Genomic DNA, 20,952 nt, shown 5'->3' on the forward strand with positions numbered 1-20,952 from the left:
CCCGGTCAGCCGTTCCGCCGCAGGAAGCCGGACACGAAGTCCCGCAGACTCCGGGTGGGCCGCAGCCAGGCGCCGTCCGGCGGCAGGGCGTCGAGGCGGACGCGGTCCAGCGGCTCGACGAACGCGCCGGGGACGTCCTCGATGTCGATGAACTCCAGGACGTCGGAGCTGATCGCGTACCCGGCGACCTCGCTGAACGCGACGACGACGACCTGGGTGCCGGCGCGGGCCAGCGCCTCCAGCGGCTCGGCGAAGTTCCGCCCGTCGCCGGAGAAGACGACCAGCCGGCGCAGCCGGTGGCTGTGCTGCCGGACGGCGATGTGGTCGAGCATGGCCTGGTCGATGTCGTCGTCCGGCTGGGCCTTGGGGCGGGCGAAGACGGCGAACCCGAAGCTGCGCAGCGCCTCCACCCAGCGCTGCAGCGAGCCGACGACCGGCGGGATGTTGGCGAAGACGCAGGCCTCCACCTCCGGGGCGTCGGGCACCCCGGGATCGCCGGCGCCCTCGACGAACCAGGCGGCGATCGCGTCGAACCGCGGCCGCGACGCCGCGGTGGGGCGGGCGCCGATGACCGTGGAGAGGGTCATGTCGATGTTGGGCGCGTCCCAGATCAGCAGGTCGAGCGCCGGGCGGGCGCGGCCGTCCGTGACGTCGGTGTCGAGCGCCGGCTCGGCGGCGAGGTCCAGGTCGGTCACGGGGGCAGTCTGCCCGGTCGGCTGCGGAGCGGTGGCCGGTGCCTGCACCGGGCGCGGCGGACCGGCCGGTGCGGTGGCCCGCCGGGTCACCCGCCGCCGGAGCCCGGGTGCCCGGCGCGACGGCGTCCGGAGGCCGCTCAGCGGCCCTGGAGGGCGAGCGCGCACGAGTCGCCGCCGGCGGCGCGCACCCGCGAGGCCCACCGGGTGATCTCCTCGGCCGGCATCGGGTGGGCCAGCAGGTAGCCCTGGGCGAAGTCGCAGCCGGCGTCGCGCACCATCTGCAGGTGCTCGGCGGTCTCGACGCCCTCGGCGACCGACCGGATGCCGAGGGTCCGGGCCAGCGACACGATCGCGGCCAGCACCGCTCCGGTGCCGCCGGCGGCGAGCCGCGCGGCCGCGGTGAGCAGCGACCGGTCGATCTTGAGGGTGCCGATCGGCAGGGCGAGCAGCTGGGCGAGGGAGGACCAGCCGGTGCCGAAGTCGTCGATCGCCACCCGGACGCCGAAGCTGCGCAGCACCGACAGCTGGTCCTCGGCGCGGGTGGGGTCCTCCGCGACGGAGGTCTCGGTCAGCTCGAGCACCAGGTTCTCCGGGGCGAGGCCGGAGTCGTGCAGCGCCAGCCGGACGTCGTGCACCAGGGTCTCGGCGGAGAAGTGGCGGGCGCTGATGTTCACCGACATGCGCAGCGGCAGCCCCTCGGCGGCCCACTCGGCCGCCTGCCGCGTGGTCTCGCCGAGCAGCCAGCGGGTGATCGGGATGAGCTGCCCGGTCTCCTCGGCGACGGAGAGGAAGGCGTCGGGGGCGAGCAGGCCGCGCTCCGGGTGCTGCCACCGGAGCAGCGCCTCCACGCCCTCCACCGCGCCGGTGTCGACGCGGACCAGGGGCTGGTAGTGCACGACGAACTCGTCCACCGCGCCGTCCCGCAGCCGGTTGGCCACCTCCAACCGCCACCGCGCGGCCTCGCGAAGCCCAGGGGAGAACAGGTGGATGCGGTCGCGGCCGGAGCCCTTGGCGGCGTAGGCGGCGGCGTCGGCGTCGCTGAGCAGCTGGTGCGCCTGCCGGACGCCCGGCTGGGCCGCGGCGACGCCGATGCTGGCCGACAGCGGGACGGAGATGCCCTCGGCGACGAACGGCCGGCTGAACGAGCTCTGCAGCCGGAAGGCCAGGGCGGCGGCCTCGGAGGTGTCGCAGCCGCGGGCGAGGACGAGGAACTGGTCGCCGCCCAGGCGGCCGACGGCGTCCCCGGGGCGCACCTGCTCCTCCAGCCGCGCGCCGACCTGGCGCAGCAGCTCGTCGCCGAGCTCGTGGCCGAGCGAGTCGTTGACCGTCTTGAAGCCGTCCAGGTCGAGGAAGAGCAGCGAGGCGCGGGCGTTCCTGTCGGCGAGGGCCTCGCTGATCAGGTACAGCAGCTGGGATCGGTTGGGCAGGCCGGTCAGGTCGTCGTGGGTGGCCTGCCAGGCCAACGCCTCCTGGTCCTGGACGCGCTCGGTGATGTCGGTGTGGGTGATGACCACCTGACCGGAGGCCTCCACCCGGGCGGCCTGGATGCGGAACCACGCGTTGTCGCGGCGCAGGGGGTGGTGGTAGTCGTGGGCGAACACCTGGTCGGCCACCCCGGGCCCGCCGGCCATCAGCTCGGCCACCCCGGCGGTGATCACCTTGCGGTCGTCGGCGCTCATGCCCTGGGTGACGACCTCGAGGTAGTCGTCGCCCACCTGCCCGACGCGGTAGCCGGCCGCGCCCACGATGCGACCGGCCTCGACCCAGCGACGGTTGACCGTGACGATCCGGCCACCGCCGTCGACCAGCACGGTGGGCGGCGGCAGGGCCTCGATCACGGCGGTCAGCTGGGTGAGCTCCTGCGCCCGCGCGGCCTCGATGCGGTGCCACTCGTCGACGTCGCGCAGGAAGACGGTGAGCCCGGAGCTGCTCGGGAACACGCGCGCCTCGTACCAGCGGCCGTGCGGCGAGTAGAAGAACTCGACGGTGCGCGGCCGGCCCTCGGCGGCCGCCGCGCGGTAGTGCTCCTCCATGATGGTGCCGCGCAGCGCGGGGAAGCAGTCGAGGGCGTCCCGGCCGACCAGGTCCACGGCGCGGCGGCCGAGCAGCTCCTCGGCGGCGCGGTTCACGTAGGCGAAGCGGCCCCCGGGGTCGATGCGGTAGACCGCGTCGGGCACCGAGGACAGCGGGTCGGTCGGGGCCAAGCGCCCACTCTCGACATGACGGTGCACCCTGCCCGCTTTCTCTTCCCCCGGCGAACACGTCGGCCCTCGTCCGGGACCCACGCCGGCTCACCGTCTCCCTCGACGGCGCCTGGCGCGCGACGCACCACCGAGGGTAACCACACGGTTGGGATTCAGACAGGTGAGACGGCGGTTCGATCAAGGATCCGAGCCGTCGGCGTGTCGGACGGCAGTGTGCCGAGGACCGCGCCCCAGTCCCCGCCCAGGCGCGAGGCGCAGAAGGCGCCGGCGACGGCCGCGGGCGCGTGGCGGACCAGCAGCGACCCCTGAAGGCACAGGGCGAGCAGTCCGGCGATGCGGCGGGCCCGCAGCGGGAGCGCCTCGGGGTCGGCGAGTTCCGCCGCCAGCCGGTCGACGGCGGCGTCCAGGCGGCGGTCGGCGCCGCGCGCCTGCTCCAGTTCCTCCCGGACGGCGGCCGGCGAGTCCGAGGAGCGGCCCAGCGCGCGCAGCACGTCGAGGGCGATGACGTTGCCCGACCCCTCCCAGATGGAGTTGAGCGGCGCCTGGCGGTAGAGCCGGGGCATGCCGGAATCCTCGACGTAGCCGTTGCCGCCGAGCACCTCCAGCGCCTCCGCGACCGCGGTGGGGGTGCGCTTGCAGATCCAGAACTTGGCGGCCGCGCCGGCGAGGCGGAGGAACGCGGTCTCACCGGCGTCGACGGCGGCCGCCAGCCGGATGGCCAGCGCGGTCGCCGCCTCGCTCTCGACCGCGAGGTCTGCGAGGACGTTCTGCATGAGCGGCTGCTCGGCCAGCAGTGCCCCGAAAGCCCGCCGGTGCCGGGCGTGGTGGACGGCCTGGGTGAGCGCGGCGCGCAGGGTCGCGGCCGAGCCCAGCACGCAGTCGAGCCGGGTGGTGTTGACCATCTCGATGATCGTCGGGACGCCGCGGCCGGGCTCCCCGACCAGCCAGGCCGTCGTCCCCTCGAACTCGACCTCGCTCGAGGCGTTGGAGCGGTCGCCGAGCTTGTCCTTGAGCCGCTGCAGGCGGAACACGTTGCGGGTGCCGTCGGGCAGCACGCGGGGCACGAGGAAGCAGGAGACGCCCTCGTCGAGCTGGGCGAGCACCAGGAACAGGTCGCTCATGGGGGCGGAGGTGAACCACTTGTGGCCGGTCAGGGCGTACGTCCCGTCGCCCTGGGGGACGGCGCGGGTGGTGTTGGCACGGACGTCGGAGCCGCCCTGCTTCTCGGTCATGCCCATGCCGGCGATCAGGCCGCGCTTGCCCGTCGGTTCGGCGAGCCCGAACTCGTAGCTGGTCGCGGTGAGCCCCGGCTCGAACCGCGCGGCCAGCTCCGGGGCGGCGCGCAGCGCGGGGACGGCGGCGTAGGTCATCGTCACCGGGCAGCCGTGGCCCATCTCGACCTGGGTCCAGCCGAGGTAGCCGACCGCCCGGCGGACGTGGGCGTGCGGTTCCGGGTGAGCGGGGTCCTGACACCAGGGGGCGCCGGCCAGGCCCTGCTCGACGGCGGTGCGCATGAGCTCGTGCCAGGCGGGGTGGAACTCGACCTCGTCGACCCGGTGGCCGTAGCGGTCGTGGGTGCGCAGCCGCGGCGGGTTCTCATTGGCCAGCCGGCCCCACTCCTGCGCCTGCTCGCTGCCGGCCAGCGCGCCGAGGGCCTTGAGCGACTCGAGGGTGGCGGCGTCCGCGTGCCGCACGCAGGCCTCGCTGAGCGCCGCGTCGCCGGCGATCGGGTCGTGCCCGACCAGCGGTGGAGCCTGGTTGGTGACCTCGTGCGTGACGCCCATGCGCGGCACCGTACGACGGTGCGGTTCCACGTGGAACGGGCGACGGAGGGGTGCGACCGCCCCCTGCGGCGCCGAAGCGCGCGGGGGCGCGACGCCACGTCATCGGCTCGGATCACGCGGCCGCGTCGATCGGTGGGTGGAGGAGGATCTCGGTGCCGTCGGGGCGCCAGGTGCGCCATCGGCCGTCGGGTTGTCGCTCGATCCGGAAGCCGTGGTGGACCTGGGTGTGGTGCCGCTCGCAGAGCAGCGCGGAGTTGTCCAGGCTGGTCGGGCCGCCGTTGATCCACTCCAGGAGATGGTGGACGTCGCACCAGTGGGTGGGGGCGCCGCAGCCGGTGAACACGCAGGACCGGTCGCGGTGCTCGACCGCCCGGCGCAGGTGCGGCGGCACCACCCGGGCGGGCGAACCCGGCGGCCACCGCCGGCAGGTGCTCCAGCGCCCGCGCATTCCGCACCAGGTGCCCCACCGAGGACGGCGAGAGCCCGGCGTGGCCGCGCAGCCAGGACTGCATCGTCGTGAGCCCGTCGTGTTCGGCGGCCCCGGTCCGCTCGCACTCGCGCACCGTGCGGGCCACCTCGGCGGCCAGCCGGTTCTGCGCCAGCAGCAACCGGCGCAGCCGGTCCAGCAGCGCCGGACCGAACAACGGTGACAAGTCCGTGCCGGCCAGCCCGTCCAGTGCGACCGCCAGCTCGTCCACGACCACCTCCCAGCACGCTTCGATCATGTGTTCGAAGTCTACGCGTGGCACTCGACCCAGTGGCGCGTGAATCCCCAGGTGAGCGGCCTGTCCACAGATCCAGCCGCGCCCCCACAGAGGGCCATGAGCGAGTAGCGCGTCACCACGGGCAGCGAGCCGTGAGACACCGATCAGAGCGGCCGCGGGCCCGTCGTCCACACGCCACCGGGGCGTGCAGCCGACCCCGCTGAGGGGCCACAGTGGCCACTGTGGCCCCTCCCGAGCGGGACGCCGGCCCGAGTCGTGGGGTCGAGCGTGTCGCGGGTGCGGCGGTGGGTCGGCTTTCCTGGCCGCAGCGGCTGCGGGCCCGTCGTCCACACGCCACCGCGGCGTCCAGCCGAGCCCGCTGAGGGGCCGAAGTGGCCACTTCGGCCCTCCGGGCGACGCGGAGCGGGTCGCGGCGCAGGGTATGGGCCCCGTCATGGGAGTGCGCAGCGCAGCGGTCGCGGCCGCGGACCAGTGGGTCGACCCCGACGACGGCATCCGCTACCCCGCCGGGGAGGTCCACGCGTGGGAGCGCGGGCGCGACGAGACGGTGTGCGGGCTGGCGCTGAGCAGGTCGCGGCTGACCCGCTTCCCGCACGTCACCTGGGCCGACGTCCAGCCCGAGTCGGGCCGCCACGCGGAGGGTGTGCAGGCGGTGTGCCCCCGCTGCCGGGCGGCCCAGGGCGCCCGCCGGGACGACCGCGGCTGGACGCGGACCAACCCCCGCCCGTGAGCGGCAGCGGCGAACGCCTCCCTCAGGCGGGCGTTCCGCCGAGCAGCAGCTGCCGGAGCATGTGCATCGCCAGCGTGACCGAGCGGTGCCGCACCGCCGCGCGGTCCCCCGGCAGCACCACCGACCGCGGCTGTGTGCCGTCCGGGCCGACGGCGCACAGGTGCACCGTGCCCACCGGCTTGTCCGGCGTCCCGCCACCCGGGCCGGCGATGCCGGTGATCCCGACGCCGACGTCGGCCCCGAACCGCGCCCGCGCCCCCTCCGCCAGCGCCAGGGCCACCTGCGTGCTCACCGCCCCGTGCTCGGCCAGCATCTCCGCGGGGACGCCGACCAGTTGCTCCTTCGCCGAGTTGGCGTAGGAGACCACCCCGCCCAGAACCCACGCCGACGAGCCGGGCCGCTCGGTCAGCCGGGCCGCGAGCAGCCCACTGGTGCACGACTCCGCGGTCGCCACCGTGAGCCCCTGCGACCCCAGCGCCTCGGCCACGAGGTCGTCGACCGTCGGACCGGTCGAGAACAGCTGCGCGCCGTGCACCTCGGCGAGGACGGTCGCCAGCCGGTCGTACACCGGCTGCGCCGGGGGCTCGTAACGGGTGACGATCTCCAGTTCGCCGTCCCGCAGGCAGGTGGTGATCTCCAGGCCGGGGAAGTCGTGCTGCCGCAGCGTCGCGGCCAGCTCCGACTCCAGCGCCCGCCACAACCGCACCGTCCCCTGCCGCAGCTCGCCACGGCCGGCCAGCGCGCGCTGCACCGGCTCCGCCGCCAGCGCGGCCGGCCACATCCCCTGCAGCTCCGGGGGCGGCCCCGGCAGCACCACGACCGGCGGCCCGGTGCGGCCGTCGGCCGGTGGGACGACGAGGCCCGGTGCCGTCCCCACCGGCGGGAGCACCGTGGCGCCGGCGGGCACCATCGCCTGCTTGCGGGTGCCGGCCGCCGTCGCCTCGGGGTCGGCGCGCCAGCCGCGGCGGGTCATCAGCCGCTCGACGACCCCGGCGATGTGCCGTTCGAGCTCCGGGTCGAGGGACGACGGCCGTCCCTGCACCTCCCCGACGATCTCGGCGGTGAGGTCGTCGGCGGTGGGACCGAGCCCACCGGTGGTGATCACGATGTCCTCGCCGCGCGCGGCGAGGAAACCCAGCGCGGCGCGCAGGTCGTCGGGCCGGTCCCCCACGACCAGGACGGTGCCGACGTCGACGCCGAGGCGACGCAGTTCCTCGGCCAGCCACGGCCCGTTCCGGTCGGTCACCCGCCCGGTGAGGACCTCGGTGCCGGTGACGACGATTCCTGCGCGCGCGCCCACCCGGCCGACCCTAGTGAGCCTGCGGACCCGCCGTGTCGCCTCCCGGGGACACGGCACGCCGAGGGCTAGCGTCCACGGCGAGTGCAGGTCCCACCGTCGGGCCGCCGCGCGCGAGCGAGGAGGAACCGTGACCCAGTCGACCACCACCCCCCAGCCGATCGCCCCGCACGAGGCGGTGCCCGAGACCAACGAGATCACCTTCGACGGGATGCCCGGGGTGGGCACGGCCCACGTGCCCGCCGCCGGGGCGCCCGAGGAGGTCCAGGCCACCGGGCCGGTGGACTTCGTCCCCGGCCTGCCCGGTGCCGGCGCCCCACCCCCGCCCGCCGCGCCCAGGCTGCGTCGCCCCCGGACCACCCGGGAGCCGCGGACCCCCCTGACGCCTCAGCAGCGCGCCGTGCGGCTCGGCACCGGCCTGGCCGTGCTCGGTCTCGCGCTGCTCGAGGTCGGCTTGCTCCTGGGCTTCGGCGCCACGCGCTATTGGTCGACGGTGTCGCTGTGGTCGGCGTTCGTCACGCTCGCCGCGCTGCTCGTGCTGCTGCCGTTCGCCGGCCGGCGGCTCGGGCTGCGTCCGGACGCCGCCTGGAAGGTCGCCGCCGGTGGCCTGACCGGCGCCGCCGTCTTCTGGGTGCTCGTCGTGCTGCCGCAGGTCGCCAGCGACCGCGGGTTCGTCCTCACCGCGGGCCTGGCGGCCCTGGGCGCCGCGCTCTGGGTCGCCCCCTCGCGCCGGGCCTGATTCCTCAGCCTGATCTCCCCGGAACGCCGGGCCTGATCTTCTCAGCCTGATCTCCCCGGAACGCCGGGCCCCGAGAACGCCGGGGCCCGGCTCCGGCATGCCCGGCCCCGGCATGCCCGGCCCGCCGGCGAGCGCGGCTCAGCCGCCGCCGTTCCCCCGGCCGTTGCCGTTCCCCCGGCCGTTCCCGTCCGCCTTCCCGTTCCCGTTGCCGTTCGCCCGCCCGTTCCCGTTCCCGTTCCCGTCTCCTGGAGGCTCGTCGGCCTCCTCCGCCGTCGACCCATCTCCCGAGTCCCCGCCGGCGGGCGCCGGGACCGCCGGCTCACCGGCCGCCGGCGACGGGACCGCGGAGCTGCCGGAGTCACCGGAGTCGCCGGAGCCGGCGGAGACCGGCGGCGCCGGAACCGGCCCCGCCACCTGCGCCGGCGACGAGGGGACGACGGTCTCCGGGAACACCGGTGGGGGAGCCGTCGCCACCGCGAGCGTCACCAGGTCGCCGCGGGTCAGGGCACCGACCGGCCCGATGGCCACCACGATCCCGGCCGGCACGTCGGCCCGCTCCACCGGCTCGCGCTGCACGCGCAGCCCCAGGGCGGCCAGTGCCGCCTCCACCTCCTCGACCGGCCGGCCCACGTGGTCGGCGGCGGCGACGAGCACCGCGTCGTCCGCCGGCCCGGCCGTGGGGGTGAGGGTGTCCGCGACGGCCACCGGCGCCGTTCCGCCCGGTGCGCCCACGACCTGCAGGGCGGCCACGCCGATCCCGACACCGGCCAGCAGCGCGGCGGCCGGCACCAGCAGCCGGCGGCGGGCCCGGGACGGGGAGCCCACGTGCGGCAGCGGCGTCGTGCGCACCGGCGGCGGCGCGAGCGGGCGCCCGGCGCGGACGTCGTCGACCGCATCCCGGAACGCCGCGCCGTCGGGGAACCGGTCGGCGGGGTCCTTGGCGAGAGCCCGCGCCACCAGGGTCCGCAGCGGCCCGGGGACGTCGTCCGGCAGCGGCGGCGGCTCGTCGCGGAGTTGCATGAGGGCGACCTGCACCGGGTTCTCGCCGTCGAAGGCCCGCGCCCCGGCCAGGCACTCGTAGGCGACCAGCCCGAGGGCGTAGACGTCGCTCGCCGGCCCGGCCCGGCCACCGGCGGCCTGCTCGGGGGACAGGTAGTGCGCGGTGCCGACGACCTGCCCGGTCCGGGTCAGCGGCACGCTCGAGGCCGACCAGGCGATCCCGAAGTCGGTGATCTTGACGGTGCCGTCCACGCCGACCAGGACGTTGCCCGGCTTGACGTCGCGGTGCACGACCCCGGCGGCGTGCGCGGCAGCCAGCGCCGCGGCGGCCTGGCCGACGACGTCCAGGGTCCGCTCCGCGCCCAGCCGGGCTCCCTGCAGCACCGTCGACAGGGACTCCCCCTCGACCAGCTCCATGACCAGGTAGGCCAGCGTCTCGCCGCTGCCCGTCCGCACCTCGCCGTAGTCGTGGAGTGCGGCGATGTTCGGGTGCACCAGCCGGCCGGTGTGGTGCGCCTCGGCGCGGAAGCGGGCCAGGAAGGTCGGGTCACCCGTGTACTCGCTGCGCAGCACCTTCACCGCGACCACGCGGTCCAGCAGGCGGTCTCGCGCCCGCCACACCTGGCCCATGCCACCCGCGGCGACCAGGGAGTCCAGCTCGTAGCGGTCGCCGAGCGTGCAGCGCTCCGACTCCCCCACGGCACCCCCGTCCCCACAGCGAGCTCCCAGCGTGCCACCGTGCGCGGGGAGCGACATCCCGGAGCGGCGACACCACCCGGTCGGGGGGGGTCAGCCCCGGTCCGACTCCTCGTCCGGAGAGGGCGGGCCCGAGTCGGAGGACGGCGGGCCGGACGGCGAGGACGACGTCGGAGCCGTGGTCGGGGTCGTGGTCGGCGCGGTGCTCGTGGGCGGCGAGGACGACCCGCTCGTCGAGGTCGGCGCCGTGCTCGCCGGGAGCTCCGCCGGCGTCGTGGTCGGGGCGGAGGGGGTCGGGCTGGCCGGGGCCGCGGACTCCTCCACGGGAGCGGGCGCCTCCTCCTGCTCCGGGGCGGGCGTCTCCTCCCCCGCCACGCCGGTGACCGGCGTCGACCCGCGGTTCGGCGTCCGCGTCGGGGGTGGGGCGACGGCGAAGGCGACGACGACGTCGTCGCCGACCCGCAGCGGCCGCCCGACCGGGTCGACGGAGGTCACCATGTCGGGGACGGCGTCCGCGGTGACCTCCTCCTTGCGCTGCACGATCAGGCCCAGCGCGGAGAGGGACAGCGCCACGTCGTTCACCGGGCGGCCCACGTAGTCGGCCGGGTCGAGCACGATCTCGGCGGCGTCCTCGGTCTGCGCGGCCACCTGCGGCAGCGGCTGCCGATCCCCGTTGATCGCCGCGAACACCCCGGCGGCGACCCCCGCACCGACCAGCAGCGCGATCAGCGGCACGAGCACCGCCGCCGAACGCCGGTGGCGGCGCGGCGGTGGGCTGGTGGTGCGGGCGGCGGGAACGGCGGTCCGGACGGTCTCCTGCTCGTCCGTGCCGGCGCCGAGGGCCGGCGGGGGCGGAGCCGGCAGCACCACGGCGCAGGTGGCCGGGGGCTCCTCCAGCGGACGCCCGGCCCGCACGTCGTCGATCGCCTCGACGAACGCCGCGCCGTCCGGCATCCGGACCTCGGGGTTCTTGCAGAGCGCCCGGCGGATCAGCGTGCGGATCTCGCGGGGCAGGTCGTCGGGCAGCGGGTCGGGTTCCTCGCGTACCTGCTTGAGCGCGATCGTGACGGGGTTGTCGCCGTCGAACGCGGGGTGCCCGGTCAGGCACTCGTAGCCGACCAGGCCGAGCGCGTAGACGTCGCTGGCCGGGGTGGCGTGCCGGCCCTCGGCCTGTTCGGGGGAGAGGTACTGCGGGGTGCCGATGACCTGGCCGGTGCGGGTGAGCGGCACGCTGCCGGCCGACCAGGCGATCCCGAAGTCGGTGATCTTCACGCTGCCGTCGTCGCGGACCAGGATGTTGCCGGGCTTGACGTCGCGGTGCACCAGGCCCACCCGGTGCGCCTCGGCGAGCGCGGAGGCGGCCTGCTCCAGCAGCGAGAGGGTGCTCTCGGCGTCCAGCCGGCCCTCCCGGCGCAGCACCGCCGACAGCGGCTCGCCCTCGACCAGCTCCATGACCAGGTAGGCCAGCTTCTCGCCGCTGCCGTCGGTCGCCTCGGTCTCGCCGTAGTCGAAGACCGCGGCGATGTGCGGGTGGCTCAGCGCCGCCGAGTGCTGGGCCTCGGCGCGGAAGCGGGCGCGGAAGGTCGGGTCGCCGGTGTACTCACTGCGCAGGACCTTGACCGCGACCTGCCGGCCGAGCAGCGCGTCGGTGCCCCGCCAGACCTGACCCATGCCACCGGCGGCGATCAGCTGGGCGAGCTCGTAGCGCTCCCCCAGCGTCCGCCCACCCGGCTCCACCACGGTGGCTCACTCCTCGTCCGCCCGACCCGGCCGCTGCTGCTCGGCCCAGGGGTGCCGGTGCCCCTGGTCCGGTGTGTCCCCGATGTGCGTGCGGCTACACACCTCCGCGAACGCCGACCGCGTCCCGGGCGTGTCGCGGTCCGGGGACGGACGTCGTGGTGGGGGTGTCCGGCGCCGCGGTCGGGCCGTCCACTCCCATCGTCCCAGGCTCGGGGCGTGCCGTGAGGGGGCCGTTCGTCACAAACCGGTCACTGTTCGAACAGTGCCCGGCCCCACCAGTCGTCGTCCCCCTGCACGCCCGGAGGGCACGCGTAGACCCCGGAGGAGGTGTGCTTGAGGTACTCGCTCATCGCGTCCTCGGCGAGGTTGCGCTGCACCCGGACGAAGCCGGTCTCCGGGTTGCGCTGGAAGGCGACGAAGAACAGCCCCGCGTCCAGCTCGCCGCGCGCGTCGGAGCCGTCGACGAAGCTGTACCCGCGCCGCAGGAGCGCCGTCCCGGCCTGGTTCGGGTGGGCGAGGAAGACGTGGCTGTCGCGCGGGATGGCCGGCTCCCCCTCGTCCTCCGCCGCGAAGTCGGTCGGGTCGAACTCCTGCTGCTGGCCGAGCGGCGCGCCGGAGCCCTTGCGGCGCCCGATGGTCCGCTCCTGGGCGCGCAGCGACTCCTCGTCCCACTCCTCCAGCTGCATGCGGATGCGGCGGGTGACCAGGTAGGTGCCTCCGGCCAGCCAGTCGGCGTCGTCGTGCCCCACCCACACGAAGCGGTCCAGCCCGGCGGACGCCTCGGCCTTGAGGTTGGCGGTGCCGTCCTTGAAGCCGAAGAGGTTGCGCGGGGTCTCCTGGCTGGTGGAGGTGGACGACGTCCGGCCGAACCCCAGCTGCGCCCACCGCACGCGTACGACGCCCTGGCCCAGCCGGGTCAGGTTGCGCACCGCGTGCACGGCGACCTGCGGGTCGTTGGCGCAGGCCTGGATGCAGATGTCCCCGCCGCTGATCGCCGGGTCGATCTCGTCGCGGAGGAAGCGCGGCAGGTCCACCAGCGGCGCCGGGCGGCGGGCGGTCAGGCCGAAGCGGTCGCGCCCGTCCGGGGTGGTGAACAGGCTGGGGCCGAAGCCGATGGTCAGCGTCAGCCCCGCCGGCGGCAGACCCAGCGCCTCGCCGGTGTCGTCGGGGACGACGTCCGGCCCGGGGGGCACGGATCCGACCGGGCCGGCGTCCTGCCCCGCGGTCAGCCGGCGCGCGGCCTCCGTCCAGAGCCGCAGCAGCGCGGCGACCGCGTCGCGATCCTCGGCGACGACGTCGAAGGCGACGAAGTGCAGCCGGTCCTGCGCCGGTGTGGTGATGCCGGCCTGGTGCGCGCCGGTGAACGGGACGGCGTCCGCGGGGGAGGGCCCGGTCGCCGCCGGAGCACCACCGGTGGTGTCCTCCACCGACGCCCGGCCGACGACCGCGCCGGCGGCGCCCGAGGCGAGCACGCCGGCGGTACCGGCCCCGGCCACGCCGAGGAGCCGACGGCGGGACAGGCCCGCGGTGGGGGGCTGCCGAGTGGTGTCGCTCATACCTCTTCCAGCCGATCGGCGGGCGGGGTCGACGCCGCGCCCCGGCCCCGCCTGGCGGAACCCCTCCGGCTGCGTGCGTCGACCAGGGGAAACAGTAGTGGGCGGACGGCTGTTCCCCAGCGGCTTGCCAGCGGCGCTCCGTGGCTGTGACGGTGAGCACCCGGGAGTCTCCGCCGGCAGCTCCGCGATGATCAGGGACCCGACCCGCCCGCCACGGGTCACGACGACGACGACGAAGGACGAGGTGGGGCGACGATGCCCGAGACCGTTTCCCGCGAGGACGCCGGCGGCGTCGCCACCCTCACGCTGCTGCGCGCCGGGCTCACCCACCAGTCGCGGCGCGAGCTGCTCGACGCCGTCCGCGCGGTCGGCGCCGACGAGTCGGTGCGCGCGATCGTGCTCACCGGCACCGGGCGCGCCTTCTGCGTCGGCCAGGACCTCGCCCAGCACGTCGAGGCGCTGCGCGGGGACGCCGCCACGTCGCTGTCGGTGGTCGAGGACGAGTACAACCCGCTGGTCCTGGCGCTCGCCGCGCTGCGCGTGCCGGTGGTCGTCGCGATCAACGGGGCCTGCGCGGGCGCCGGCATGGGCATCGCGCTCGCCGGTGACCTGCGGATCGCCGCCGCGGGTGCCAAGTTCACGACCGCCTTCACCGGCATCGGCCTGTCCAGCGACTCCGCGCTGGCCTCCCGGCTGGTGCACTGCGTCGGCGGCTCCCGGGCCGCGGAGATCCTGCTCCTGCCCGACGCCTTCCCCGCCGAGACCGCCGCGACGTGGGGCCTGGTGCACCGCGTCGTCGAGCCGGACCAGGTGCTGCCCGAGGCCCAGGCCCTGGCCGCCCGGCTGGCCGCCGGCCCCACCGCCGCGTACCGGGCGCTCAAGACCGTCCTGGCCACCGCCGCCACCGACGCCCTCGAGGACACCCTCGCCCTGGAGGCCCGGCTGCAGACCGAGCTCGGGAAGACCGCCGACCACCGCGAGGCCGTCGAGGCGTTCCTCGAGAAGCGGGCACCGCGCTTCACCGGGCGCTGACAGCAGCCCCGGGCCTTTGCTCACTGACCGCAGTACCTGAACTCCGCCCCGTACGGACACGAGCACACCGGTACGCCGGTCGGCGTCCGTGAGCCGGTCCCGGCCGGGGAGCGGCGACCGGGCTGACAGGCTCCTGCGGAGATCGTCGGAGGGGGACACGTGACGGAGCTGGCGCAGCCACGCGGGGAACGGCAGGCCGACAGGACCGGCGGGACGGCGCACCGGCCGCTCCCCCGGCGGGTCGTGATGACCGGCAACACCGTGGCGCAGGTGCCGCCGCCGCGTCCGGCGCTGACCAGCGACCTGGCCGCGCCGATCGGGCGGCCGGTGCGCACCAAGCCCGCCGCGCTGCGGCTGGTCACCGGGCTGTGGGGCGCCGGCGCGGCCGCCGTGGCCACCGGCCTGGCCGCCACCCTGGCCGACGGCGTCGCGCTGCGCGAGCGGCTGACCGCGACCGCCACCGCCGCGGACCCGGCCGCCCCGGTCGACGTGGTGCGCGACAGCGTGGCGGCCACCACCGCGCTGGTCACCGGCAGCGTGGCGGTGCTCGTGCTGGTCGCCCTGGCCTGCGTGGCGCTGGTCGGGCGCGGCCGGTCGTGGGCCCGCTGGGCGCTGCTGGTCACCACGCTGCCGCTGCTGCTCGCCCTCGACATCACGCAGAGCGTCGTCACCGGCGGAGCCGACCTCGACCGGATCGCGCTACTGGCCGCCGCCGGGCTGTTCGTGCTCGGGCTGGTCCCGCTGCTCAGCCGGTCCGCCCGCGCCTGGTTCCGGCCCGACCGCGGCTGACCAGCCGTCCAGCCCGGCGAGCAGCGCCTCGCACGAGCGGACGACGACGTCGGCCGCGTCCACCGCGGCGCGGTCGGCGAGCGGGTCGGCGGCCGCCCCCCGCCAGCGGTCCAGCGCCCGGCGGGCCGCCGTCCGCAGGGCCGGCTCGGAGGCGTCCTCCGGCAGGCCGAGCCGCGCGGCGGGGGTCGTGCCGTCGGCGCCCAGGAGCCGCTCCGCGTCGTCGCGCAGGGCCGCCGGCAGCGGGCCCGCGGCCGAGCGGGAGCGGGCGAGGAGGTCCAGCTCACCGAGGTCGGCCGCGGCCAGCCGCAACCGCTCCGCCTCGGCCCGCAGCTCGTCGTCGCCCTCGACCGGGTGCTCGGCGAGCACGCCCTCCAGCAGCCGCAGCGCCGTCCCGGCCTTGAGCTGCGGAGCGCGGTCGGTGAAGTGCACCCGCAGCAGCCGCTGCAGCTCCGCTAGCCCGCTGCGGCGCACCAGCTCGTCGGCGAGCCCGGGAGCGTCGGCGACGCCGGCCCGGATGAGCGTGACCGCCAGCCGGATGCCGAACAGCCCCAGCCGGTCGAGCAGAGACCTCCGGACGTCGGCCGACAGCGGCACCGGCGCCTCCAGCCGGCAGAACCGGTCCGCGGTGAGCAGCAGCGCCGACACCTGCGCCTGGTCGGCGGTGGCCAGGCCGTGCAGCGCGACGAAGTCCCCGTGCCGCAGGGTCCGCCCGGCCAGGGCCAGCAGCCCGGCGACCGGCACCACCGCCGAGCTCACCGCCGCCAGCTCCGGGTCCTCCGACATCCGCCGGGCCACCGCGCCGGCGGCCAGCAGCGCGTCCAGCCGGCCGGCGCCCACCTCGTCGGCGCGGGACAGCACGGTGATCGTCGTGGTGTGGCCCGGGCCCGCCTCGGTGCCGGCCTGGAACCCGGCCAGGACGGCGAGGTCCTCCGGCTGCGGCTGGCGGGTGAGGAAGACGACCGCGTCGGCGCCCGACGGGCCGGGTCCGGCGTCGAGGAACGTGCGGGTGCGGGCGCTGGTGCCGGCCGACAGCGAGGAGATGCCGGGGGTGTCGACGACGGTGGCGGGCAGCAGGTCGGCGGCCGGCCACTCGACCAGCAGGTGCGAGACCTCCTCCGGCGGGGTGCCGCCGAGCTCCAGCCGCAGGCCGCCGTCGGCCCGGCGGACCGGCAGGCCGCGCTGCCCGCCGTCGGCGTCGTGCAGCACCACCCGCGGGGTGGCGCCGTGCCGGTAGAGCGTGACCACGCGGGTGCACTCGCCGGCGTCGGTGGGCGCGATCCGCGCCCCCACCAGGGCGTTGAGCAGGGTGGACTTGCCCGACTTGACCCGGCCGACCAGCGCCAGGCGCAGCGGCTCGTCCAGCCGCCGGCGCGAGGCCCGCAGCCGGTCGGCGACCTCCGGGACGGCGTCGTAGCGCTCGACCGCCGCGTCCAGCAGCGCGCGGACACCCTCCAGCACCGTCGGCTGCGCGGTCCTCATGCCGCCGGCACCGCCGCCCGGCCCAGCTGGCGGACGTCGGCGGCCAGCCGGTCCAGCTGCGCCAGTCGCAGCCTCAGGTCGCGGATCCGCGCGTCCCGCTCTGCGGTCGCCTCCTTGGTCGAGCGCTGCGCGGCGGCGACCGCGTCGGCCAGCGAGCGGGACATCTCCTCGGCGGTGTCGGTGATCAGGTCGCGCAGGGTGCGGGAGACGGTGCGCAGCCGGTCCTTGAGCTGCTTGCCCACCTGGAAGACCACCTCCTCCAGGTGCCGGCGGACGACGGCCTTCGCCTCGGACTGGCGGCGGGAGATCCGCTGCTTCTTGTCGTCGGTGTAGGCCTTGCGCCCCAGGAGCACGCCCGCGGCCAGGGACACCGGGTTGATGATCGCCATCCCGGCCAGGCTGGTGACGAGCCCGGTCATGAGGACGCCGGTGTAGGAGCCGCGCAGCCCGATGAGCGTGCGCTCCCGCAGCGTCATGGCCCCGTCGTCGATGTCGGGCAGGTCGATGAGCGTCTCCAGCGCGTCACCGGCCGCCCCGACCGACAGCGCCGGCACCGCGGCCCCGCCGTCGCGCGCGAACTGCTCGATCACCCGCTCGGCCAGCCACTCCGAGCGCTGCTCGGCCCACACGTAGCTGTCGGCGACGGCGGCGGCGATCCGCCGGTCCAGCCACTCGGCGATCTCCGGCCACGTCGGCCCGGGGTCCTGCGCGTCGATGGCCTCCTCGGCCTCGCGGGTCACCACCCGCGAGCGGTCGCGGAGGTCGAAGTCGATGTCGCTCATGAGGTCGGTGACCCCGTCGCCCAGCACCTGCTGCCAGCGCGACGACCGCCGGCGCAGGTCGTCGGCGGCCGCCTTGGCCTCCTCCAGCCCGCGCAGCAGCTCCTCGCGGCCGGCCGGGTCCTCCAGGCCGGAGAGCTCCGAGCGCACCGCCAGGGCGAGGTGCTCGGTCACCGCGGCGACGTCGTGCACCAGCGCGCGCCGGGCCAGCACCTCGGCGCGGTCCACCACCTGGCGGCGCAGGTGGTCGACCAGCGCGCCGATGCCGGACTCCTCGTGCAGCTCCCGGTCGCGGTGCTGAACGGCCAGCTGGGCCAGCGCGGCGGAGACGGGGAACAGCGGCGCGTCGATGCCGCGGGCGGCCAGGTGGCCGCGGTCGAGCTCGGCCACGGCGCGCCAGGACGGGCAGGCGTCGGTCTTGGTGAGGACGCAGACGACGGTCGGGCAGAGCGCGCGGGCCTGGTCGAGGAAGGCCATCTCCGGAGCGGTGAACTCCTGGCTGGCGTCGGACACCAGGACGACGGCGTGCGCGCTGGGCAGCAGGTCGACCGTCCGCAGCGCGCGGGCCGTGCCGACGCCGCCGACGCCCGCGGTGTCGACCAGCTCCAGCCCGTCGAGCAGCCGGCGCGGCAGCTCCACCTCGGCCTGCAGCAGCCGCTCGGCGTCGCGGCCGGTCACCCGGGCGGCGACCTGCTCGATCGGCACCGGTACCCGCTCGGTGGGCGGGTCCGCGGCGCCGGCGTCCGGCCCGGTGGCGAGCACCAGCGTCGCCCGGGGCGCCTCCCCGGCCCGCACGACCGTGGGAACGACGGTGGCCACGTCGTCGGCCACCGGGCAGACCGGGGCCCCCACCAGCGCGTTGACCAGCGAGCTCTTTCCCTGCTTCGGCTCGCCCACGACCAGGACGCGCACCCCCGGCTCCTGGCCGCGGGCCCGTGCCTGGACCAGCCGCCGGTGCAGGTCCGGCCGCTCGCACGCCTGGGCGAGGGCCATCGCCCGCTCGAGCACCTGCGCTGACGCGACCACGACACCTCCTGGGGGAGTCCCCGGTCTACCACCCGGACGGGCGGGGGCGGGCAGGACACGACCCGGCCCGGGCGACCCCGTGGGGCGTCCGGGCCGGGTGACCGGGGATCAGGCGACGGGGTCCGCGTCCAGCACGAGCGAGTCCTCGTACTCGGTCTCGACCTCGGTGGTGAAGGAGTCCTCCGGGTTGAACGACTCCTCGATCTCCACCGAGTTGTCGGTGGTGAACGAGTCCTCGACCCGGACGGAGTTGTCCTCCTCGTTGGTGAACGAGTCCTCGACCTGCAGCGAGTTGTCCGAGTTGTCGTTGCCGATGTTCTCGAACTCGTTGCCGTTGAAGGAGTCGTCGACGCCGTCGTTGTCCTCCGACAGGTCGTTGCCGTTGAACGAGTCGTTCACGACGGTCACGTCGTCGACGGTGGTGTTGTCGCCCACCTGGCCGCCGCGATCGGCGATGACGTCGTTGTCCTCGTTGTTGCTGCCGATGTCGTTGCCGTTGAAGCTGTCGACGGCCTGGTTGCCGCCGAGGTTGATCGGGCTGTCCTCGACGCTGACCTCCACCTCGGTGTTGCCGACCTCGTTGCCGTTGCCGATCACGCCGTCCCCGTCGATGTCGTTGCCCGACTGCACGGGGTTGAACGAGTCCTCGACGTTGAACGAGTCGTTGACGGAGCGGTCGCTGTTGTCGAGGGAGAGGTCGCCGTCCACCTCGAGGTCGTCGCCGACGACGACGCCGCCGTTGTTGTCGATCTGGTTCACGTCGCCGTCGACGTCACCGAAGATCGCCTGCGCGTCGCCACTGACCCAGATGCTGTGGGAGGCGTCGAGCGAGACGTGGGTCTCGGTGTTCGTGTACTGGATGTGCTGCAGGTGGGTGATCACCACGGTCTCGGACCCGGCCACCGGCGCCGGCGCCCCGCCGACGCCACCGTGGTGGTGCCCGCCGTCGTGGTGGTCGTCGTCGCGGTCGTGCCGGTCGTCGTCCCGCCGGGCCGGGCGGTACCCGTGGTCGCGGTCGTCGTCGTCCCGGTCGGGGCGCCGGGCGCCGGCCACGCCGTCGCGGTCGTCGTCGTCGCAGGAGTCGCGGCCGTCGCGGCCACCCCAGCCGCCGACCGTCGAGTGGTCGGTGACGATCGGCATGAGCGCCGCGACGTCGTCGGCGGTGGCGTCGGACAGGCCGGCGGCGTCCAGCGTGCCCTGCGGGTCCGCCTCGTAGGCGGCCGCCTTCTCCGGGTCCTTGAAGAGCTCGAGGATGAAGTCGAGCAGCGTGCTGGCGAGGGTCGACATGGCTGGCACTCCCTGATCGTGGTTCGTCACTGTGGGTCGTGGTCTTCGAGCCGTCCGCCGTGGGGCGGCTGCCGACAGGAGTGCAGCGGCCCCGGCGTGCCCCCGGCATCGGGTCCGATCCCCCAACCGTCGTCACCCGATTGGGGGGTGTCCGTCGACTCCCCGTTAGGGGCTGCGGGGTGTCGCCCCCCACTTACCGTCCGCATGCGTCGGATGCGTGCGCCACCGGGGACAGGAGGGCCGCGACCGCCCTACGGTCCGGGTTCCCGGCCGGTCCGACGAAGGGCCCCGGGGGAGTGGAAACGGACCGGGGGGCCCTGTGCGCAACGGCGAGTACGGGTTGGGGATCGACATCGGTGACGGCACGGTCGCCGTCGCGGTGTGTGAGGCAGGGGACGGGGGCGGCGCGGAGGCGCTCCCCCTCGGGGACCCGGGGTGCCGGGTGATGGCGCGGGTCGGCGCCCCGGTGCCGGTGTACGACGGCGACGTCCCGGTCGCGGCCGAAGACCTCGCCGCCGCGGCCGTCCAGCGGGCCCGCGGGGTCGCCGCCGGCCGCGCCGGGCGCCCCGACTCCTGGACCGTGGTGACCGTCCCGCCCAGCTGGGGCGGGCACCGGCGGGCTGTGCTGGCCCGCGCCCTGGAGTCCGCCGGCGTGCCCCGGTTCTCGCTGGTGTCCGGTGCGGTGGCCGCGGTGCAGCACCACGTCAGCACCGGCGACCTGCCGGCCCAGCCGACGGTCGCCGTCTACGACCTCGGGGCGAGCAGCCTGGACACCGCCGTCGTCGGCCCCACCCCCGACGAGCCCCTGGCGCACCTCGCCGTCCCCCCTGCCCCCCTGCCGTGGGGCGGCCGGGACGTCGACGACCTCGTGCTGGGCCTCGTCCGCCCCTACACGGACCTCCCGGCCGGTGAGCCGGGGGCCCGCGACGCGGCCCGCGCGCTGCGGGCCGCCTGCGTCGCCGCCAAGGAGGCGCTCGCGGCGGAGACGGCGGTGGACGTCGACGGCGGCTCCGGACCGGTCCGCGTCACCCGCGAGGAGCTCGACGAACTGCTGGCCGGACCGGCGCGGGCGTCGGTGGCGGCGCTGGCCGCCACGGTCGCCGCCGCCGGGGTGGACCTCCACCGGCTGGACGCCGTGGTGCTCGCCGGCGGAGGAGGACGGCTGCCGCTGGTCGCCGAACTGCTCTCCGGCGAGCTGGACCGCCCGGTGGTGGTCGGCCCCGACCCCGCACTCTCCGCGGCCCTCGGCGCGGCCGGGCTCGCCGCGGAGGCGATCGCGGCCGAGCCGGCTCCCGACGCCGCCGGCACCGCCCTCGTCGCTGTGGACGACGCGCCGCCGGCTGCCCGGGGCCGGCGCCGCCCGCGGCGCTCCGCCTCGCCGGGAAGTCGGAGGCC

The 20,952-nt window shown here is 76.0% G+C and carries 16 protein-coding genes; 5 read left to right on the plus strand and 11 right to left on the minus strand.

The window, feature by feature from the left end:
- Positions 1 to 5: 5 nt before the first annotated feature.
- The 4 genes from MY526_RS13320 to MY526_RS13335 all read right to left on the minus strand — a co-directional run bounded on the left by MY526_RS13320 (position 6) and on the right by MY526_RS13335 (position 5,077).
- Positions 6 to 695 carry an NYN domain-containing protein gene (locus MY526_RS13320; protein ID WP_436692218.1) on the minus strand — a complete coding sequence of 230 codons (690 nt, stop codon included), beginning with the start codon at positions 693 to 695 and terminating at the stop codon, positions 6 to 8.
- Between the two features lie 137 nt (positions 696 to 832).
- Positions 833 to 2,899 carry a putative bifunctional diguanylate cyclase/phosphodiesterase gene (locus MY526_RS13325; protein WP_436692219.1) on the minus strand — a complete coding sequence of 689 codons (2,067 nt, stop codon included), beginning with the start codon at positions 2,897 to 2,899 and terminating at the stop codon, positions 833 to 835.
- A 152-nt stretch (positions 2,900 to 3,051) separates the two neighbouring features.
- Positions 3,052 to 4,683, minus strand: a complete 1,632-nt coding sequence (locus MY526_RS13330; RefSeq protein ID WP_436704057.1) for an acyl-CoA dehydrogenase family protein — start codon at positions 4,681 to 4,683, stop codon at positions 3,052 to 3,054.
- Between the two features lie 112 nt (positions 4,684 to 4,795).
- Entirely contained in the window at positions 4,796 to 5,077 is a 282-nt protein-coding gene (locus MY526_RS13335) for an HNH endonuclease signature motif containing protein (protein ID WP_436704058.1), read from the minus strand.
- A 764-nt stretch (positions 5,078 to 5,841) separates the two neighbouring features.
- Here MY526_RS13335 and MY526_RS13340 point away from each other — a divergent pair.
- A complete protein-coding gene (locus tag MY526_RS13340) occupies positions 5,842 to 6,138 on the plus strand; it encodes a hypothetical protein (protein WP_436704059.1) in 297 nt (98 codons plus the stop codon).
- 22 nt (positions 6,139 to 6,160) lie between these two features.
- Here the strand turns inward: MY526_RS13340 and MY526_RS13345 are convergent, their stop codons facing one another.
- Positions 6,161 to 7,438, minus strand: coding sequence for a competence/damage-inducible protein A (locus MY526_RS13345; protein WP_436704060.1), 1,278 nt, complete (start codon positions 7,436 to 7,438; stop codon positions 6,161 to 6,163).
- A gap of 127 nt (positions 7,439 to 7,565) precedes the next feature.
- Between MY526_RS13345 and MY526_RS13350 the strand changes: the two genes are divergently transcribed.
- The gene (locus MY526_RS13350; RefSeq protein WP_436704061.1) at positions 7,566 to 8,174 is read left to right on the plus strand and encodes a hypothetical protein; all 609 of its coding nucleotides are present in this window, start codon (positions 7,566 to 7,568) and stop codon (positions 8,172 to 8,174) included.
- A 138-nt stretch (positions 8,175 to 8,312) separates the two neighbouring features.
- Here the strand turns inward: MY526_RS13350 and MY526_RS13355 are convergent, their stop codons facing one another.
- From MY526_RS13355 to efeB, 3 genes are all read right to left on the minus strand, one after another.
- Entirely contained in the window at positions 8,313 to 9,872 is a 1,560-nt protein-coding gene (locus MY526_RS13355) for a protein kinase domain-containing protein (RefSeq protein WP_436704062.1), read from the minus strand.
- 90 nt (positions 9,873 to 9,962) lie between these two features.
- Complete coding sequence (locus MY526_RS13360) at positions 9,963 to 11,609, minus strand: protein kinase domain-containing protein (protein ID WP_436704063.1); 1,647 nt, start codon at positions 11,607 to 11,609, stop codon at positions 9,963 to 9,965.
- A gap of 248 nt (positions 11,610 to 11,857) precedes the next feature.
- Positions 11,858 to 13,165 (minus strand): iron uptake transporter deferrochelatase/peroxidase subunit, encoded by a 1,308-nt coding sequence (gene efeB / locus MY526_RS13365; RefSeq protein ID WP_436704064.1) that lies wholly within the window; start codon positions 13,163 to 13,165, stop codon positions 11,858 to 11,860.
- A 255-nt stretch (positions 13,166 to 13,420) separates the two neighbouring features.
- Here efeB and MY526_RS13370 point away from each other — a divergent pair, with 255 nt between their 5' ends.
- Complete coding sequence (locus MY526_RS13370; protein WP_436692228.1) at positions 13,421 to 14,197, plus strand: enoyl-CoA hydratase-related protein; 777 nt, start codon at positions 13,421 to 13,423, stop codon at positions 14,195 to 14,197.
- Between the two features lie 159 nt (positions 14,198 to 14,356).
- Complete coding sequence (locus MY526_RS13375; protein ID WP_436692229.1) at positions 14,357 to 14,986, plus strand: hypothetical protein; 630 nt, start codon at positions 14,357 to 14,359, stop codon at positions 14,984 to 14,986.
- Here MY526_RS13375 and MY526_RS13380 read toward each other — a convergent pair.
- The 3 genes from MY526_RS13380 to MY526_RS13390 all read right to left on the minus strand — a co-directional run bounded on the left by MY526_RS13380 (position 14,897) and on the right by MY526_RS13390 (position 19,557).
- The gene (locus MY526_RS13380; protein WP_436704065.1) at positions 14,897 to 16,465 is read right to left on the minus strand and encodes a dynamin family protein; all 1,569 of its coding nucleotides are present in this window, start codon (positions 16,463 to 16,465) and stop codon (positions 14,897 to 14,899) included. The two genes, MY526_RS13375 and MY526_RS13380, sit on opposite strands and share 90 nt — an antisense overlap.
- Positions 16,462 to 18,270 carry a dynamin family protein gene (locus MY526_RS13385; RefSeq protein ID WP_436692231.1) on the minus strand — a complete coding sequence of 603 codons (1,809 nt, stop codon included), beginning with the start codon at positions 18,268 to 18,270 and terminating at the stop codon, positions 16,462 to 16,464. Before MY526_RS13385 ends, MY526_RS13380 begins: the two co-directional genes overlap by 4 nt.
- A 108-nt stretch (positions 18,271 to 18,378) precedes the next feature.
- Positions 18,379 to 19,557, minus strand: coding sequence for an IniB N-terminal domain-containing protein (locus MY526_RS13390; protein ID WP_436704066.1), 1,179 nt, complete (start codon positions 19,555 to 19,557; stop codon positions 18,379 to 18,381).
- 319 nt (positions 19,558 to 19,876) lie between these two features.
- Between MY526_RS13390 and MY526_RS13395 the strand changes: the two genes are divergently transcribed.
- The coding region (locus MY526_RS13395) for an Hsp70 family protein (protein ID WP_436704067.1) at positions 19,877 to 20,952 on the plus strand (1,076 nt) is incomplete at its 3' end.

This window comes from Geodermatophilus sp. CPCC 205761 (assembly GCF_051383655.1).
Taxonomy (GTDB): Bacteria; Actinomycetota; Actinomycetes; order Mycobacteriales; family Geodermatophilaceae; genus Geodermatophilus.

Coding starts and splice junctions, on each gene's coding strand:
- MY526_RS13330 (WP_436704057.1), bottom strand. CDS start 4,683: ATGGGCGTCACGCACGAGGTCACCAACCAGGCTCCACCGCTGGTCGGG.
- MY526_RS13340 (WP_436704059.1), top strand. CDS start 5,842: ATGGGAGTGCGCAGCGCAGCGGTCGCGGCCGCGGACCAGTGGGTCGAC.
- efeB (WP_436704064.1), bottom strand. CDS start 13,165: ATGAGCGACACCACTCGGCAGCCCCCCACCGCGGGCCTGTCCCGCCGT.
- MY526_RS13370 (WP_436692228.1), top strand. CDS start 13,421: ATGCCCGAGACCGTTTCCCGCGAGGACGCCGGCGGCGTCGCCACCCTC.
- MY526_RS13380 (WP_436704065.1), bottom strand. CDS start 16,465: ATGAGGACCGCGCAGCCGACGGTGCTGGAGGGTGTCCGCGCGCTGCTG.
- MY526_RS13390 (WP_436704066.1), bottom strand. CDS start 19,557: ATGTCGACCCTCGCCAGCACGCTGCTCGACTTCATCCTCGAGCTCTTC.